The organism is Desulfocurvus sp. DL1XJH-121 (assembly GCF_054819825.1).
Window position 1 is genome coordinate 19,853 of the sequence record NZ_JBTVWW010000014.1, and the last position, 17,535, is coordinate 37,387.

Annotated in this window: 14 protein-coding genes; 6 read left to right on the forward strand and 8 right to left on the reverse strand. The window is 68.1% G+C overall.

Annotated features, from left to right (window positions below; genetic code table 11):
* Positions 1–104 precede the first annotated feature (104 nt).
* On the forward strand, positions 105–2,357 hold the full coding sequence (locus ACYYG1_RS10930) for a methyl-accepting chemotaxis protein (protein ID WP_461210345.1): 2,253 nt from the start codon (positions 105–107) through the stop codon (positions 2,355–2,357).
* A gap of 99 nt (positions 2,358–2,456) precedes the next feature.
* Here the strand turns inward: ACYYG1_RS10930 and ACYYG1_RS10935 are convergent, their stop codons facing one another.
* The 4 genes from ACYYG1_RS10935 to ACYYG1_RS10950 form a co-directional block, all read right to left on the reverse strand.
* Positions 2,457–3,482, reverse strand: a complete 1,026-nt coding sequence (locus ACYYG1_RS10935) for a glycosyltransferase (protein WP_461210346.1) — start codon at positions 3,480–3,482, stop codon at positions 2,457–2,459.
* Positions 3,483–3,566: 84 nt separating this feature from the next.
* Entirely contained in the window at positions 3,567–3,953 is a 387-nt protein-coding gene (locus ACYYG1_RS10940; protein WP_461210347.1) for a DUF3568 family protein, read from the reverse strand.
* 130 nt (positions 3,954–4,083) lie between these two features.
* A complete protein-coding gene (locus tag ACYYG1_RS10945; RefSeq protein ID WP_461210348.1) occupies positions 4,084–4,995 on the reverse strand; it encodes a PP-loop family protein in 912 nt (303 codons plus the stop codon).
* Between the two features lie 3 nt (positions 4,996–4,998).
* On the reverse strand, positions 4,999–5,211 hold the full coding sequence (locus ACYYG1_RS10950; protein WP_461210349.1) for a ubiquitin family protein: 213 nt from the start codon (positions 5,209–5,211) through the stop codon (positions 4,999–5,001).
* A 208-nt stretch (positions 5,212–5,419) separates the two neighbouring features.
* Here ACYYG1_RS10950 and ACYYG1_RS10955 point away from each other — a divergent pair, with 208 nt between their 5' ends.
* From ACYYG1_RS10955 to trpS, 3 genes are all read left to right on the forward strand, one after another.
* On the forward strand, positions 5,420–5,785 hold the full coding sequence (locus ACYYG1_RS10955; protein ID WP_461210350.1) for a response regulator: 366 nt from the start codon (positions 5,420–5,422) through the stop codon (positions 5,783–5,785).
* Positions 5,786–5,847: 62 nt separating this feature from the next.
* Positions 5,848–6,495 (forward strand): site-2 protease family protein, encoded by a 648-nt coding sequence (locus ACYYG1_RS10960; RefSeq protein ID WP_461210351.1) that lies wholly within the window; start codon positions 5,848–5,850, stop codon positions 6,493–6,495.
* Positions 6,496–6,514: 19 nt separating this feature from the next.
* Positions 6,515–7,513 carry a tryptophan--tRNA ligase gene (trpS, locus tag ACYYG1_RS10965; protein WP_461210352.1) on the forward strand — a complete coding sequence of 333 codons (999 nt, stop codon included), beginning with the start codon at positions 6,515–6,517 and terminating at the stop codon, positions 7,511–7,513.
* 162 nt (positions 7,514–7,675) lie between these two features.
* On the opposite strand, the gene ACYYG1_RS10970 is transcribed toward trpS, so the two are convergent.
* Positions 7,676–8,080: a hypothetical protein gene (locus tag ACYYG1_RS10970; protein ID WP_461210353.1), complete on the reverse strand. Its 405-nt coding sequence runs from the start codon at positions 8,078–8,080 to the stop codon at positions 7,676–7,678.
* Between the two features lie 204 nt (positions 8,081–8,284).
* Here ACYYG1_RS10970 and ACYYG1_RS10975 point away from each other — a divergent pair, with 204 nt between their 5' ends.
* On the forward strand, positions 8,285–8,938 hold the full coding sequence (locus tag ACYYG1_RS10975) for a FecR family protein (RefSeq protein WP_461210354.1): 654 nt from the start codon (positions 8,285–8,287) through the stop codon (positions 8,936–8,938).
* 19 nt (positions 8,939–8,957) lie between these two features.
* Here ACYYG1_RS10975 and ACYYG1_RS10980 read toward each other — a convergent pair whose 3' ends face one another.
* Both ACYYG1_RS10980 and lpxB read right to left on the reverse strand, forming a co-directional pair.
* Positions 8,958–11,405: a ComEC/Rec2 family competence protein gene (locus tag ACYYG1_RS10980; RefSeq protein ID WP_461210355.1), complete on the reverse strand. Its 2,448-nt coding sequence runs from the start codon at positions 11,403–11,405 to the stop codon at positions 8,958–8,960.
* A 190-nt stretch (positions 11,406–11,595) separates the two neighbouring features.
* A complete protein-coding gene (lpxB, locus tag ACYYG1_RS10985) occupies positions 11,596–12,717 on the reverse strand; it encodes a lipid-A-disaccharide synthase (RefSeq protein ID WP_461210356.1) in 1,122 nt (373 codons plus the stop codon).
* A gap of 164 nt (positions 12,718–12,881) precedes the next feature.
* Between lpxB and ACYYG1_RS10990 the strand changes: the two genes are divergently transcribed.
* On the forward strand, positions 12,882–13,820 hold the full coding sequence (locus ACYYG1_RS10990) for a Gfo/Idh/MocA family protein (protein WP_461210357.1): 939 nt from the start codon (positions 12,882–12,884) through the stop codon (positions 13,818–13,820).
* Between the two features lie 69 nt (positions 13,821–13,889).
* Here ACYYG1_RS10990 and ACYYG1_RS10995 read toward each other — a convergent pair whose 3' ends face one another.
* Positions 13,890–17,528 carry a PAS domain S-box protein gene (locus ACYYG1_RS10995; RefSeq protein ID WP_461210358.1) on the reverse strand — a complete coding sequence of 1,213 codons (3,639 nt, stop codon included), beginning with the start codon at positions 17,526–17,528 and terminating at the stop codon, positions 13,890–13,892.
* Positions 17,529–17,535: the final 7 nt, after the last annotated feature.

Sequence of the window (17,535 nt, forward strand, 5' to 3'; positions counted from 1 at the left end):
AACATCTTCCGGGAGCGTGTACGAATTTGCCGCGCATTGTCCGGCATCTGATATCTCAGATGCACACACAAATCGGCGCGGCGACAGTCGGCAAGGAGGCCGTGATGCAAAAATCAATTGTCGTCAGAATGATAGCTGCCGCAGCCGTCGCCCTTGTTCTTGAAGCCCTGTTCTTCTACGCCTACCTCTCCTACGACTTCAAAAGCTTCTCCGCCAAGCAGGCCGAGGAGACGAAGCAGTTCATATACCAGACCGAGCAATTCAGCCTCAAGGACATCGTCCAGATGGCCTACACGACCATCGAGATGTTCCACGAACAGGCCACGAACATCGACGAGCTCAAGATCCAGAAGGCCGACCGCCTGAAGCAGGTGGTGGACACGGCCTACAGCCTGATCATGCGCCATTACAGCCACCTCAAGGGTGAAATCTCCAGGGAGAAGCTCATCGAGGACCTCAAGGACCTCGCCGCGCATATCCGCTACGAGGGGGACAACTACGTCTGGATCAACGACCTGACCCCGCGCATGGTCATCCACCCCACGAACCCCGGCCTCAACGGCAAGGACCTTTCGGACTACAAGGACCCCAACGGCAAGCGCCTGTTCGTGGAAATGGCCAAAATAGCCAAGGAAAAGGGCGAGGGCATGGTGGACTACCTCTGGGCCAAGCCCGGGGAGACAACGCCCAAGCCCAAGGTCTCCTACGTCAAGCTGATCCCCGAGCTGAACTGGGTCGTGGGCACGGGGGCCTGGATCGAGGACATCACCGCCGCCCTCCAGCGCCAGGCCCTGGACCAGATATCCAAGATGCGCCTGGGCGACGGCAACTACCTCTGGGTGCAGGACACGGACACGCGCATGGTCATGCATCCCATGAACCCGGGCCTGGACGGCAAGGACGTGTCCCAGTCCACCGACGCCAAGGGCAACCGCTTCTTCGCGGAAATGACCAAGAAGGCCACCCAGGACGGAGAGGGCTACGTCACGTACTGGTGGACCAAGCCCGGCCAGAGCGGGGACTTCCCCAAGCTGTCCTACATCAAGCTGTTCAAGGCCTGGAATTGGATTCTGGGCATGGGCGTGTACATGGACGACGTGGACGCCACGGTGAACAAGAACCGCGAGGAGTTCGACAGCGCCATGCGCACCCTGCTCAACAACGCCATGCTGTTCGGCGGGATGTTCATGATCCTCTGCGTCGCGGCCATCACCCTGCTCATGCGCCGGGGCCTGAAGCGGCCCATGGACACGGTGGTGGGCTACGCGGACAGCGTGGCCTCCGGCGATCTGGACGCGTCCATGAGCGGCACCTTCAAGGGCGAGATCCTGAAGCTCAAGCTGTCCATCGAGACCATGGTTGAGAGCCTCAAGCAGAAGATGAAGGAGGCTCAGCAGAAGAGCGAGGAGGCCGCCGAGGAGGCGGACCGCGCGCGCGTGGCCCAGGCCGAGGCCGAGGAGGCCCGGCTGCGGGCGGAAAGCGCCAAGCGCGAGGGTATGCTCCAGGCCGCCGGAACCCTGGAGGGCATCGTCACCAGGGTCTCCACGGCCTCGGACGAGATGTCCTCCCAGGCCGAGGAGATCAACCAGAGCACGGGCATGCAGAAGCAGCGCATCGGCGAAACCGCCACGGCCATGGAGGAGATGAACGCCACGGTCCTGGAGGTGGCGCGCAACGCCTCCAGCGCGGCGGAGAACGCCGAATCCGCCAAGCAGAAGGCCCTGGAGGGGCGCGAGGTGGTGGCCAAGTCCATCGAGGCCATCTCCTCCATCCACGAAATGGCCATGGTCCTCAAGGCGGACATGGACGTGCTCGGCGGCCAGGCCGAGGCCATCGGCCAGATCATGACCGTGATCACGGACATCGCCGACCAGACCAACCTGCTGGCGCTCAACGCCGCCATCGAGGCCGCGCGCGCGGGCGACGCCGGGCGCGGCTTCGCCGTGGTGGCCGACGAGGTGCGCAAGCTGGCCGAGAAGACCATGAGCGCCACCAAGGAGGTGGGCGACTCCATCGCCGCCATCCAGGGCTCCACGGAAAAGAACACCCAGAACGTGGACCGCGCGGTGCAGGCCGTGGAGCAGGCCAACGAGCTGGCCGACATCTCCGGCAAGTCCCTGCAGGAAATCGTGTCCCTCTCCGAAAGCACGGCCGATCAGGTGCGCAACATCGCCACGGCCTCTGAGGAGCAGTCCGCGGCCAGCGAGGAGATCAACAGGGTCGTGGAGGAGGTCAACGAGCTGTCCACCTCCATCGCCGAGGCCATGGACCAGTCCTACCAGGCGCTCAACGAGCTGGCCGCCCAGGCCAGCGAGCTCTCGGGGCTGATCCAGAACATGAAGGACGACAACACCTAGCCCACCTACCTTGGGGGGGAGGACAGGCGCGGGGCGGAGAGGGGTGCAGCCCTTTCCGCCCCGTGTCACGTCCGGCGGCGGGCAAGCGGCCGGGCGGCCCTATGCGGCGGGGATGTAGTCGCGCCCCAGCACGAAGCCCCGGGACTCCAGGAAGACGCGGATGTCGTTGCGCGCGCCCACGCTGGCCACAAAGGGCAGGGCGAAACAGTCCCCGGGGCCGGGCATGTCCTCGCGGGCGATGACGGGCAGCCCCCGGATGGGTCGGCCGATCTTGTTCTGGTCCACGTCCACGTAGGCCGTGATGCGCACCCCGAAATCCTCCAAGAGGTCCGCCCGCTTGCGGGTGGTGCGGCCCGAGCCCATGACCACCACCTCGGGATGGCGGGGGTTGGCGCGCTCCAGCCAGCGGGCCAGCCAGCGGGCCTTGACCCGGTAGAAGGCCTCGGGGCTGTAGCGGGGGTCCGTTCTCGTGGCGCGGTCCGGCGGGTCGTTCCAGACCAGCAGGGCCTCGGGCACCTTCTCCATGACCACGCCCTCGTCCAGCCAGCGCAGCCACATCTCGTAGTCCTCGGGAAAATCGCCGGACAGCGCCCCGCCGTGGCGGGCCACGAGTTCGCGCCGGAACATGACCGAGGGATTGGGAACCGGAGAGTCCACGAACCGGGCCAGGGAGATGTCCTCGGCGCAGACCAGGGAGTTGGCCCAGTCCACGTGGCGGGCGTATCCGGCCTGGGCCGAACGGTCCCCGCCGAAGGCCACCAGGCAGCTCACCAGCCCGGTGCCCGGGTGCGCGTCGAGGTGCGCGGCCTGCAGCTCAAGCCTGCGCGGCAGGCTCACGTCGTCGGAGTCCATGCGGGCCACGAACTCGCCCCGCGACACGGCCAGCCCGGCGTTGAAGGCCTCGGCCACGCCCCTGTGGGCCATGAACAGGGGCCGCACCCGGGCGTCGCGCGCGGCGTAGGCCGCGAGGATGTCCGCCGTGGCGTCGTCCGAGCCGTCGTCCACGGCCACTATCTCGAAATCGGGATGCGTCTGGGCCAGCAGGCTGTCCAGGGCGGCGGCCAGGCCGGAGGCGGCGTTGTACGCGGGCAGGACGACGGAAATCCGAACGGGATTGGTGAGCATCGAAATATCCCCTCGCCTCCCCCCGGCAAGACAAAGGCCCCCTCGCCGCATGGCGTGGGGGCCCGTTTTGATCGACGGCGCCTTCTAGATGAAGGACATGTTCTTGCGGATCTCCTCCAGGAGGCCCGACAGCTTGTACTTGTCGATGCGGTCCTCGGAGAAGAACCGGATCTCGGACACGTCCACGGTGCGGAAGCTGATGGTGATGCGCACGCTCTCGCCCTCGGACGTGAAGGTCTGGAGCACGGCCACAAGGTTGTCCTTCTTGTCGTAGGACACGGGCAGCTCAAGGCTTTCGAGGGCCTTGAGGGTGGCATCGTGAATCTCGGTGATGGTGCCGGATTCCTCCGAAACCAGGGAACCGGTGAAGAAGGAATAGTCGGCCCCCTCGGGCACCACGTCCCCGGCGCACGCGGCGAGCATGAATGCCATGGACACGGCCGCCAACAGATAAGCGATTGCCTTGCGCATCGTTCCCCCCCTTGGGACACTACTCATGTTCTAGCGGAAACCAGAAATTTCCCTTTGGATATTCTAACGCAGTACATGAAAAACCAAAGCCAAGCAAGATGCGGCGGGCAAAAAGGAGCGGCCGCCCCGCTCAGCCCTCCCCGGAGTCCCCGAGCATCTCGCGGACCCTGCACAGGCCGCATATTTCCGCGGACGTGGGGTAGCCGCACCGTTCGCAGGGGGCGAGTTCCGGGCCCTGCTCCTTTTCCGCCGCCTCGAACACGGGCCTGCCCTGCTTGAGGAAGGCCTCGTAAAAGGACAGCTTGGAGCCCGGGCTCTCGCGCTCCAGGCGGTTCATGAGTTGTTTGCGCACCGTGAAGCTCGCGCCCTTGGAATAGGGGCATTCGGCCTTGTGGTGGTCGATGCCCGCGAAAAAGCAGTACGCGGCGGTCTCGAATTCCGTGAGCCGATACAGGGGGCGGCAGCGGGCCGCGAACCCGTCGCGGGCGGCCAGCACGGGCCCCTGGTCCGAGAGGTAACCCACGTCCCAGCGCAGGGTGTTGGCCAGCAGCCGCCCCACCTCGTCGTCCAGGTTGTGGCCGGTGCACAGGGCCGCGTAGCCCCCGTCCAGGGCCGCCTTGTTGAAGAAATAGCGCTTGATCTTGCCGCACATGGAACAGATGGGGCGGCGCACCCTTTCCTTCACCAGGGGAATGGGCAATCCCTCGCTGGCCAGATCCAGGACCTCCAGCCTGCCGCCCGCCTCGCGGCAGAAGGCCTCCACCTTGGCCCGCGCCGCCGGGGACGACTGCGGGATGCCCAGGTCGATGTGCAGGCCCGTGACGTCGTAGCCCTGGACCACCAGCTCCCGGAACAGGGCCAGGGAGTCCTTGCCCCCGGACAGGGCCACCAGCACCTTGTCCCGCTTGGTGAACATCTTGTGTTTGCTGACGGCCCGCTCCACCTGGCGCGAGAAAAAGAGCATGAAGCAGTCCGGGCAGAACCCGCTGTGGTGCCCGGGCAGGGCCACCTGGGCCACGTCCTTGCAGCGCGAACATTTCATGGCCTAGCCCCTGGAGACCACGGTGCGCACCGTGATCTCGTCCCCGGGGGCCAGCTTGCGGTCCGGGGTCAGAAGTTCATCGCCCCGGATGACCAGGGCGTCGTTGTCCGCCAGATCCAGCTTGTTCAGCAGCTGGCGGGCCGTGTTCAGGCGGGGAAAGACCAGGGTCTCGCCCTCCCGTTCCAGAATCACCGTCACCGGCAAGAATGCGCTCATCCAGGGCCTCCGCCCGTATCCCCCGGCATGCGAACCCGTTTTCCGGCGGGGGAAAACGCCTTGGGGGTTGCCATTTCTGTTTATACGTACCAATATATGATTGTTGGGTACATCCCGTGCCGGGCCGGCGCCCGGGCCACGGATGCTAAACGTTTCCCTCCCGGGCCGCAACGCTTTCCGGGCGGGGACGGACAGACGGGGACGGCATATGCAGCAGCACAAGATCCTAGTCGTGGACGACGAGAAGCATATCCGCATGCTCTATCAGGAAGAGCTGCAGGCCGACGGCTACGCGGTGGGCACCTCCGACGGCACCGAGGACATCCTCGAGGCCCTGGACCGCGAGAAGCCCGACGTGGTGATCCTGGACATCAAGCTCGGCCCCAACATCTCGGGCCTGGACCTGCTGCAAAAGATACGCAGCCGGGAGCAGGACCTGCCCGTGATCCTCTGCACGGCCTACGACAGCTTCCAGCACGACCTGAAGTCCATCGCCGCGGACTACTACGTGGTCAAGACCGTGGACCTCACGGAGCTCAAGTCCAAGGTGGCCGCGGCTCTGCTGCCGTCCTGAGCGCGACCCGCCCCGGACGCTCCCTTGCCCGGCCCCTGGGCTTGTGGTAATCCGCAAGGCCCATGCACGACATATCCACAAGCGTCATCCGCATCACCATCATGGCCGTGCCCTTCCTCCTGGCGGTCACCTGCCACGAGGTCGCCCACGGCCTGACCTCATACTGGTTCGGCGACCCCACGGCCAAGATGTCCGGGCGGCTGACCCTGAATCCCATCAAGCACCTGGACCCCATGGGCACCCTGGTCTTTTTGATCACCGCCTTCACCGGGGGCTTCATCATCGGCTGGGCCAAGCCCGTGCCCATCGACCCGCGCTACTACAAGAACACGCGCCTGGGCGTCATCGTGGTCTCGGCTGCCGGGGCGGCGGTGAACTTCCTCCTGGCGGCCCTGTTCTGGCTGGGCTACCAGTACATCGTGGTGCAGCCCGTGGCCCCGGGGGGCATGGAGGCCTATTTCCTGGAACCCGCGTACCTCATCTGCCGTTTCGGCGTGGTCATCAACGTGGTGCTCGGCGTGTTCAACCTGCTGCCCGTCCCGCCCCTTGACGGGAGCAGGATTCTGGCGGAACTTCTTCCCCCGAACATGGCCCGCGCCTACATGAGCGTCGAGCGCTACGGCTTCATCATCCTCATCGTGCTGATCATGACCGGAGCCCTCAGGTTCGTGTTCGCCCCCGTGTGGCAGATCCTGGCCGCCATCCTTTAACATCCTTCGGACCTTGAACATGAATACTAAGAAAAGAATCGTCTCCGGCATGCGCCCCACCGGCCCCCTGCACCTGGGCCACTACTTCGGCGTGCTCGTGAACTGGGTCGAACTCCAGGACCAATACGACTGCTTCTATTTCGTGGCCGACTGGCACGCCATGACCAGCGAATACGCCGACCCCAGGCGCATCAAGCAGTTCGTGCCCGAACTGGCCAAGGACTGGCTGGCCGCGGGGCTGGATCCCGAGAAGTGCACCATCTACCAGCAGTCGCACGTCAAGGAGATCGCCGAGCTGCACCTGATCCTGTCCATGGTCACGCCGCTGGGCTGGCTGGAGCGCTGCCCCACCTTTAAGGACCAGAAGGAGCAGCTGGCCGCCAAGGACCTGAACACCTACGGGTTCCTGGGCTATCCCGTGCTCATGACCACGGACATCATCATGTTCAAGCCCCACGCCGTGCCCGTGGGCGAGGACCAGCTGCCCCACCTGGAGCTGAACCGCGAGATCGCGCGGCGCTTCAACTTCCTGAACTGTCCCGAGGACAAGCCCTTCTTCCCCGAGGCCCAGGCCCTCTTGACCAAGGAGTCCAAGCTCCCGGGCCTGGACGGGCGCAAGATGTCCAAGAGCTACGGCAACGCCATCGGCCTGGGCGAGGACATGGACTCGGTGAAGACGAAGGTCATGAGCATGCTCACGGACACCAACCGCATGCGCAAGTCCGACCCCGGCGATCCCAAGATCTGCAACCTCTTCCCCTACCACAAGATCATGACCGACGCCGGCCGCCTGCCCGAGATCGAGGAAGGCTGCCGCAACGCCTCCTGGGGCTGCGTGGACTGCAAGCGCCTGCTCCTTCAGTCCATGGAGCGCTTCCTCACGCCCATGCAGGAGCGCCGCAGCGTGTACGACAAGGACCCGGACCTGGTCATGGACGTGCTCAGGCAGGGCACGGACAAGGCCCGCGAAAAGGCCCAGGCCACCATGGAAGAGGTGCGCGCCCTCATCGGCTTCTAGGCGCAGGCCGCCTGGAGCACGCCGTCTGCGGCGTTGCTGCGAAAAAAAGACAAGTTGGAAGGACGGAAAGAAACGCCGTCTGCGGCGTTGCCGCGATACAACCGAAACGCCCCCGCGACGCATGTGTCGCGGAGGCGTTTTTCGCGCCCGGGGACCGCGTCCTCAGGCCAGTCGGACCGAAAGCTTGTGCAGCCGCCACCAGTACACGGCCCAGCAGGCCACCAGGACCACGCAACCGATGGTCTTGATGCTCGGGATCTGGGCGATGAGCATGGCCGCGGCGTAGGCCAGGCCCAGCTCCTTGGTGGACTTGAACAGGTCGAGGATCTGCCGCGTGGAATACTCCGCGCGCAGGGAGGCGTCGACCTTCAGGGCCAGATAGAAATTCCAGAACCAGTTGAAGTACGGGATGAGCACGAGCCAGGCTTCCCAGGGCCTGAGTTTCCTGCTGACCGGGGAGCAACGCGATATGGCCTTGTACAGGGTGTAGGCGTAGAGGACGGAGAGGACGAAAAAGGCCATCACGATGGTGACGATGGTCGACGTGGCTTCCGGCGTGGCGTCCATGGGGCTTCCTTGCTGGCTGGCTTACGTAGTGCGTTGTTTTGCAAACATTTTCCGGGCTAGGGATTGCACAGGCCCGCAGGCAAGTCAACAGGCCCAGCCACGGTTTCCGCATCCGGCCCCGTTTCCGTGCGCATCCGCCCGGGGGCCCATTTTCGTGCACAGAAACGGCCGCTCGTGCTATGCTGGGGAAAAAGAGGGGACTCCATGCATAGAATCCTTGTATTCGCGGCCGTTCTGGCTGCGCTCGCGCTGCTCGCCCCTTGGGCCCGGGCCCAGGACGCGGCGCCCGAACCGATCCTGGCGGGCAAGGTCACCCGCCTGCAGGGCCAGGCCTTCGCCCTGCGCGGGCGGGACCGCCTGCCCCTGTTCGAGGACGACTCGGTGTTCGTGGGCGACGCCCTCTCCACCGGGATCGAGACCCGGCTGGAACTGGAGCTCAAGGACGGCACCATGCTGACCCTGTCCGACGACACCGGATTCCGCATCGACGCCCTGGAGCACACGCCGGGGGCCTTCGGGGGCCGCGCCCTGCTCGACCTGGCCAAGGGCGCGTTCCGCGCCGTGACCGGACGCATCACCCAGACGGAGAATCCGGACTTCACGGTCCGGACCCCGCTGGCCGAAATCGGCATCCGGGGCACGGATTTCTGGGGCGGCTTTCTCGCGCCGGACGCCCTGGACGTGTTTCTGCTCTCGGGCGGCGACGTGGCCGTACGCAACGCCAGGGGCGTCACGGTACTGGCCGAACCCGGCCAGGGAACCACCGTGTCCTCCGCGGACGAGGCGCCGGGCCAGGTCAAGGTCTGGCCCCAGGACAAGGTGGACCGCGCCATGGCCACCGTGGCCTTCAACGACTAGCCCGCGCGCCGCCCCGGCCTCAATCGTCCGGCCCGAGCACGGTCTCGATGCGCGGGGAACTGTCCGGCGCGGTCCAGGCCAGGCCGATCTGCCCGCACGCGGGAGTGTCCAGCACCGGGACGCCCCGCCCGGCCAACGCGGCCAGGACCTCGGGGGCGGGGCAGCCCAGATGGTTCATGAACCCCGCCGAGGCCAGGGCCAGGCGCGGGGCGCAGGCCCGGTACAGGGCGGGGCTCAGGGCGTCGCGCGAACCGTGGTGGGGCAGCACCAGGACCTGGGCGTCGAGCGCCGGAGCGCGGGCCAGCAGGGCCTCGATACCCCGGGCCTCCACGTCCCCGCAGATGAGCGCCAAGCCCCTGCCCCGCCAGGTCAGGTGCAGCACCAGGGACGCGTCGTTGTCCGCGAGGCCCCTCCCTCCCGGGTCGGGATGCAGGACCTCCAACACGATTCCCGGGGCCAGTTCATGGCGCTGGCCCGCGCTCCAGACCTCCACGGCCGCCCCGCTTTCCTCCACGGCGGCGCGCAGGGCCCGCCCGCCCGGCCCGTCGGGCCAGCGCCCGTTGTGCGCGAACAGGCCCACGCGGCCATGGGACAAGGGCTGGATCAGCCCCAGGTAATGGTCCCCGTCCGGGTGGCTCAGGACCACGCGGTCCAGGCTCGGCCACCTGCCCCGGGCCAGGGCCGGGAGCACCACGGCCCGGCCCACGTCGAAGGTCGGCGACCAGGGCCCCCCGCCGTCCACCAGGGTGCGCCCGCCTCCCGGGACCTCGATGAGCACGGCCTGGCCCTGGCCCACGTCCAAGAGGGTCAGGCGCAGGGCGTCCCCGTCCAGGATGCGGGCGGCCAGGGGCCAGACCAGCAGCCCCAGGGCCAGCCCCCCGGCGATCAGGGCCGCGCGGCAGCGCGCACGCAGGAACACCGCCGCCGCGGCGGCCAGGGCGTAGAGTCCCAGGATCTGCGGCCCCAGGGGGCGCGGCAGCGTGAACACGGGCAGCAGCCCGGCCCGGTGCAGGGCCAGGACGCCGTCCGCGCCCAGGGAAAGGGCGGCCGCGTCCGCCGAAAGCAGGGCCTGCCCCGGTCCGCCCAGCCCCGGAACGACCGACAGCAACGCCCCCACCAGCCCCACGGGCACGGCGAACAGGCCCAAAAGCGGCAGCCAGAGCACGTTGAGCCAGAGACTCGCGGCCGACTGGCCGAAATACCACGCGGTCAACGGCCACAGGGCCAGCACCGCGCACAGGCTCACGCCCAGGGTGCCCAGCACGGCGGCGCAAAGGCGCGCGGCAAGGCGCATGACCGGCCCCTGCCCGCGCCGGGGCCATGGCAGGAAGGGCCAGAACACCGGCCCGAGCACGGCGATGCCCGCCACGGCCAGCACCGAAAACTGCAAACGCATGTCGTACAGGGACAGGGGCGACGCGGCCAGGATCAGGAGCACGGCCAGGAACAGCCCGTCCAGGAGCGGCCGCTCCCGGTCCAGCCAGAGGAACAGGCCCCAGGAGGCCAGCATGACCCCGGCGCGCACCAGGCTGGGCCCGGCCCCGCCCAGCCAGAGGTACAGCCCGGCGCAGGGCGCGGCCAGCAGCACCCCCAGCTTCAGGCGCGGCAGGCGCAGGTACAGGGACGGCCGCGCGCGCCCGGCCAGCCAGGCCAGGCCGAAGCCCAGGGCCGCCGCGAACCCCAGATGCAGCCCGGACAGGGCCAGGCTGTGCCCCAGGGAGGCGGCGCGCAGGGCCTCGCACAACTCCGGGGCCAGGTGCAGGCGGTCCCCCAGGACCAGGGCCGCGAGCAACGCCCGGCCCTGATCGTGCGGGTCGTCTCCGGCCACGGCCACGCGCACGGCCTCGCGCAGGCGGACCGGGCCGGGGGCGGAGCGGGAAAGAAGCTCCGGGCTCCCCCGCCCGCCCCGGGACCAGCCGCGCAGGAACACGCCCTGCCGCCGCCAGTGGAAGGCCGTGTCCCAGCCGCCCTGGTTGGCGAACCCGCGCACCGGGCGCAGGCGCAGGCGCACGCGCACCCGGTCCCCGGGCAAAGGCCGCGACGCGGGGCGGCTCCAGTTCCAGAGCACCAGCCCGGGCAGCGCGCCCCGCTCCCCGTTCTCCAACTCGTAGGACGCGTCCTCCAGGAACACGCGCAGCACCCGGTCCGGCCGGGCCTCGGTGCGCGCCACCAGCCCCCGGACCTCGGCCCCGGCGCGGGCACGCGTCCAGGGCGGCAGGTCCGGCGTCCCGGGCAGGACGCGCACCGCAAGGGCCCAGCCCGCCAGGAAGCACAGGGCCACGCCCAGGCGGCCGCGCACGCCCAGCCCGGCGCAACGGGAAAACAGGAAGACGAGGATCAGGCAGATGCAGGCGGGAATCGGGAAGCGCAGGGCCAGGATGCCGGCAGCCAGGCCCAGCACCCCGAACTGCCAGGGCAGGAGCCCGGGCGGGCCCGAACGCCGGTCCGACGGGCGTGATGCGCGCATGGCTCCCCCCCACAGAAATTCCGCCCCTGCCAACGCAAGGCCGGTCCTGCGCATGTCGCACCCGCTCCAGGCTGTTCAGAAATGTGCGAGTGCAAGGCGCAAGGGAAATGCAAGACCGACGCGTATCCCTATACGCGAGGGTTTGCATTTTCCGCAGCAACGCAGCAATCGTGCGTTTATGGACAGCCTGCTAGGCCCCCTCAAGGTCACTCAGGATGATGTCGGCGGCGCGGCCCGGAGCCCCGGGCTCGCCCACCATGCGCGCCAGGCGTTCCAGGCGCGCGCGCACGGCGGCCATGGCCCCGGCGTCGGTGAGCCAGGTCAGGGCCGCGGCCGCGATGTCCGCGCCCCGGGCCCGGTCCTGGATCAACTCGGGGAAGACCTCCTCCCCCAGGATCAGGTTGGGCAGGCTGATGAAGCGCGCCTTCACCACGAGCCTGCCCACGGCATAAGACAGGGGCGAGACCTTGTAGGCCACCACCGTGGGCGCGCCCAAGAGCGCCGTCTCCAGGGTCACGGTGCCCGAGGCGGCCAGCAGCGCGCCGCAGGAGCGCATGGCCTGGTAGCGTTCCTCGGGCGGCACCACGGTCACGGGCACGTCGTCCGGCAGGTACGGGGCCAGGCGCTCGTCCGTGACCCCGGGGGCGCGCACCAGGGTGAATTCCGTGTTCGGCAGGCGGATGCGGATGCGCCGCGCCGCGTCCATGAACTCGGGCAGCAGGGACTCGATCTCCCGGCGGCGCGAGCCGGGCAGGATGCCCACGCGGTTGGGCTCGGGGGCCAGGGCCCGCAGCTCGTCCAGGGGCACCTGGTCCAGGAGCGGATGGCCCACGTAGTCCGCGTCCAGCCCGCGCTCGGCCAGGAACGGTTTCTCGAAGGGCAGGATGCAGAGCACGCGGCGCACGTATTTCTTGAGGAATTCCACGCGCCCGGTGCGCCAGGCCCAGACCTGGGGGCAGATGTAGTAGTAGACCGGGATGCCAAGGGAGCGCGCCATGCGGGCCACGAAGAAATTGAAATCCGGCGAGTCGATGAGCACCACGGCGTCGGGCCGGACCTCGGCCAGCCGCCGCTTGATGCGGCGCATGAGCCCCAGCACGCGCGGCAGGTGGACCAGCACCTCGGTGATCCCCACCAGGGACAGCTCGGAAATGTCGAATTCCCCGGCGAAGCCCGCCTCGGCCATGGCCGGGCCGCCCATGCCCAGGCACTGAAGGCCCGGCACGCGCCCGATGAGCGCCCGCACCAGGAGGGCCCCGTGCATGTCACCCGAGGCCTCGCCCGCGTTGATCCAAATGCGCTTGGTGTCCATCAGACCGCTGTTCGTTGGGGTGACGCCCCGCCCTAGGGCCGCAGGGCCATATTTGCTCTTTGGCAGGCGGGCCGAAATGTGCTAATCCGCCTCGCAACGTAAGCCAAACACCGGCCGGAGGCAACGGACCTTTGTCCCCGGCCGCCCCTCATGAGGACTCCAGCATGCAAACGGACAAGAACCTGAACGTCGGCGTCATCGGCCTGGGAGCCATGGGCCGCCTGCATCTGCGCGTGTATTCCGAACTCGCCGGGACCACGGTCACGGGCATCATGGACACGGACGCCGCCCGCCTCGCCGAAACGGGCGCTCAGTACGGCGCGCCCACCTTCGACAGCCTGGACGCCTTCCTGGACCAGCCCCTGGACGCGGTGAGCGTGTGCGTGCCCACTGTGCTGCACGAGGACGTGGGCCTGGCCGTGATGGAACGCGGCATCGCCCTGCTCATCGAGAAGCCCCTGGCCGCCTCGGCCGCCGAGGGCCGCGCCCTGCTGGAGAAATCCCGGGAAAAGGGCCTGCCCCTGATGGTGGGTCATATCGAGCGCTACAACCCGGCCGTGCGCCGCGTGAAGGAGCTGGTGGCGGACTCCGAGGTCCTGTCCATCCAGATCGAGCGCGTGGGCCCGTATCCGCCGCGCATCCAGGACGTGGGCGTGCTGCGCGACCTGGGCTCCCACGACATCGACCTCATCCGCCACATCACCGGTTCGGAGTTCAAGAAGGCCTACTGCGTGACCTCCACCAGCATCGGCAAGCACGAGGACACGGCGCTGATTACCGCCGAGATGGAGAACGGGGTCCTGGCCCACATCAACACCAACTGGGTCACGCCCTACAAGTCCCGCTTCATCCACGTGGCGGCCAAGGACAAGTACATCGAGGCCAACCTCATCACCCAGCAGGTCCGGGCCTACAGCAAGTTCGAGGGCTACGACGCCAACTATTCCATCAAGGAATGGCCCGTGGTCTACAAGGAGCCCGTGGTGGAGGAGCTCAAGGCCTTCATCGCGGCCGTGCGCCAGGGAACCCCGGTGCCCACCAGCTGCGAGGACGGCCTGAAGGTCCTGGAGACCATCGAGCGCCTGGAAAGCTGCGCCTGCTGACGGATCGTCCAGAGCGACACAAATCAAGCCGCCCTTCCCCCTCGGGAAGGGCGGCTTTTTCGCGCCCGGCTAGTCCTCGAAAGCCGCGGGCTCCAGGGGCAGGAGCATGTTGAAGGCCGCGCCCTGGCCCGGGGCCGAGTCCACGGTGAAGGAGCCCCCGTGCTTGGAGGTCACGATGAAGAAGGACACGGACAGGCCCAGCCCCGTACCCATGCCCGCCTCCTTGGTGGTGAAGAAGGGCTCGAAGACCCGCTTGCGCGTGCCCTCGTCCATGCCCGGGCCGTTGTCCGCCACCCGGATGCGCAGCCAGTCCCCCTCGCGCCTGGTGGACAGGGTGATGGTGGGCACGCCGTTCCCAGACTCGGCCCCGAACATGGCGTGGGCCGCGTTCTTGAGCAGGTTCAGGACCACCTGCTCGATCTCCGTGCGCGCGCAGATCAGCGGAGGCAGGCCCTGCTCGTAGTCGCGCTCGATGCGGATATTCCGGAAATCGTACTTCTTCTTGAGGTCGTAGTCGCTGGAGGCCAGTTCCACGGCGTTGTCCAGCACCTCGTTGATGTCCACGCTGCTGCGTCCGGCCTCGTTGCGGCGGCTGAAGTCCAGCATGTTGGCCACGATCTCGGCCGCGCGCAGGCCCGAGGCGCGGATGCCGTCCACCATGTCCAGGATCCTGCGCCGCCCCAGGTAGCCGCGCACCTGGGCCAGGGTGCAGCCCTCGGCCTCGGCGGCCTGTTCGTTGGCGGGCAGGCCGTCGGCCAGGCGGCGGCCGATGTTCTGCACGGACTGCAGGATGCCGCCCAGGGGATTGTTGATCTCGTGGGCCATGCCTGCGGCCAGCCCGCCCACGGACATCATCTTCTCGGTCTGGATCATCATCTCTTCCATCAGCACCCGCTCGGTGACGTCGTCGATGCGCACCACCACCTCCCGTGTCCCGCCCGAGGTCAGGGGAAAGACCATCACGTCGCGGTAGCGGGTCTCGCCCCCGCCGACGACGGCCAGCTTGCCGAGCCGCTGGGGCTCGCCCGTGTCCAGGGCCTCTTCGAGGATCCTGGCCACGGGCGCCAGGTCCGGATGCGCCTCGGCCAGGGGCCTGCCCTTGGCGTCGTCGGCCAGTCCCAGGACCTCGGCGGCCGCGCGGTTCCAGTTGGTCACGGCCCCGGCCCCGTCCACGCCCACCATCACCGAGGGCATGGAATCGATGATGTCCTGCACGTAGCGGTTGGCCTTGCGCAACTGGTCCTCGGCGCGCTTGCGGTCCTCTATGTCCTCCAGGATGCCCTCCAGGAGGATGATCCGCCCGTCCTCGCCGCGCACCACATGGGCGTGCAGCCCGCCCCAGCGGGGCGTGCCGTCGCGGCGGCGGAAATTGATCTCGTACCCGGACACGCCGCCGTATTTCTCCAGTTCGCGCAGCAGCACCTCGCGCTGCGACGGGTCCATGTACAGCTGTTCGGAGACGTTGAGCACCTCGCCCAGGAGCTGTTCCGGGCTGTCGAAGCCCAGGAAGCGGGCCATGGCCGGGTTGGCGCTGATGAGCCTGCCTTCCATGGTGCTCTGGAACAGGCCCTCCAGGGCGTTCTCGAAGATGCTGCGGTACCTGCTCTCGGCCTTGTAGGCCTCCACCTCGGCCCGGCGGCGCTCGGCCACCTCCTGGCGCAGCCTGCTGTTGGCCGAGAGCAGCTCCTCGGCGTGGCGGGTGAGCATGGCCTCGCGTTCCTGGTAGTAGTCCACGCGCTGGGCCAGATCGTCGGGGGACAGCTTGAGCTCGGCCAGGAGCCCCGCATAGACCTCGGAGAGCTCCATGGTTTCGCGGGCGGTGTAGAGGTCCGCAGTGCGCAGGGCCCTGTACGCGGCGGCCGTGCCCACCATGCCGGCCAGCAGGCGCTCGGCCTCGGCGTAGAGGTCCATGAGCTGGCGGATGTTGATGCGCTCCGCACCCTCGATCCCGGCCGTGGACACGCAGCGGTCCGCCAGTTCCTGGGCCCTGGGGCGGGGGTGGTAGCTCGCGAACAATTCCGTGAGCCTGCCCCGCTTGTTGACCAGATGGATATGCGACTCCCACTCGCCGGCCTTTCCGGGGCCGCGCCGCTCGGTGGGCATGTCGCCGAAGCCCATGGGCCGCTGTTCGCCAGCCAGGCCGGTGGTGCACAGGGAGACCACGGCGTAGGCCCCCGCGTTGCAGAGCAGGGACCAGAACACGGAATGCGTCAGGGGATCCATGGCGTCCAGCCCCAAGAGGGCCTCGGGCCGCAGGAAGCCCAGGCCCCACGGCCCCTCGGACTGGAGCGAGGACGGCAAGAGCCCGCTGTTCACGAAGGCGGGCAGGAGCAGGGTGTAGCCCCAGACCACGAACCCCGTGCCCAACCCGGCCAAGGCCCCCTGGGGCGTGGCGTCGCGCCAGAGCATCCCCCCCACCACGGCCGGGGCGAACTGCAGCACGGCCGAAAACGAGATGATGCCGATGTTCACCAGCAGGTAGCTCTCGCCGAGCAGCAGGTGGAACACGTAGCCCAGGCAGAGGTACGCCGCCACCACGCCCCAGCGGCACTGCAGGATGAACAGACGCAGGCCCCGCAGCCCGGGCGCGGCCTCGGCCAGGGGCAGGACGATGTGGTTGGTGATCATGGTGGCCATGGTCATGGCGCTGACCATGATCATGCTCATGCCCGCGGAAAAGCCGCCGATGAATGCCAGCCCGCCCAGCCAGTGCGCCCCGTGCATCATGGGCAGGCGCAGCACGAAGGTGTCGGCCTGGGACCGGGGCAGCCCCAGGGCCAGGCCGCCCATGGCTATGGGCGTGACCACCACCTGCAGGAGCACGGCGAAGAGCGGGAACAGCCACATGGCCGTGAGGATGTGGCGCTCGTCGGAGTTCTCCACCACGGCCACGTGGAACTGGCGCGGCAGGAACAGCACCGCCCACACGGCCAGCAGCATCATGGTGGTCCAGCGCATGTAGGCCACGTTGCCGCCGTCGCCCACGCCCCGGTTCACGTGCCAGGGCAGGGCCAGGTTCTTGGCGTGGATGTCGTTGGGCCCGTCGTAGATCACCCAGATCACGTACACGCCCACGGCCAAGAGGGCCACGAGCTTGACCACGGACTCCACGGCCACGGCCGCCACCATGCCCTGGTGGCGCTCCGTGGGGTCCAGGCGGCGCACGCCCACCAGAATGGTGAACACCGTGGTGAAAATGACCAGGAACGGGCCGCTGACTTCCAGCAGCATCGCGGCCAGGGGGGCGGGGTCGCCCTGCAGGGGCACGACCACGACGCGCAGGGACGAGAGGATGGCCCGCATCTGCAGGGCCACGTAGGGCAGGGAGCCCACCAGGGCCATGACCGTGACCAGCACGGCCACGGACTGGGAGTTGGCGTAGCGCGCGGAGATGAAATCCGCGATGCTGGTCACGCGGCGCTCGGCCTTGACCCGCACCATGCGCCTGAGCACCACCCACCACAGGGTGGCGGAAAGCACCACGCCGAGGGTGATGGGCATGTACATGAATCCCGACTGCGCGGCCAGGCCCACGCTGCCGTAGAAGGACCAGGTGGAGTTGTACACGGCCAGGGACAGGGCGTAGACCACGGCGCTGTTCTCCACCGCCTTGCGCAGCGAGGCCGTGCGCTCGACGAGCAGCGCCACGCCCAGCACGAAGGCCGCGTACAGGGCGACGATGCACAGGAACAGGACCGGCTGATCCATGCGCGCC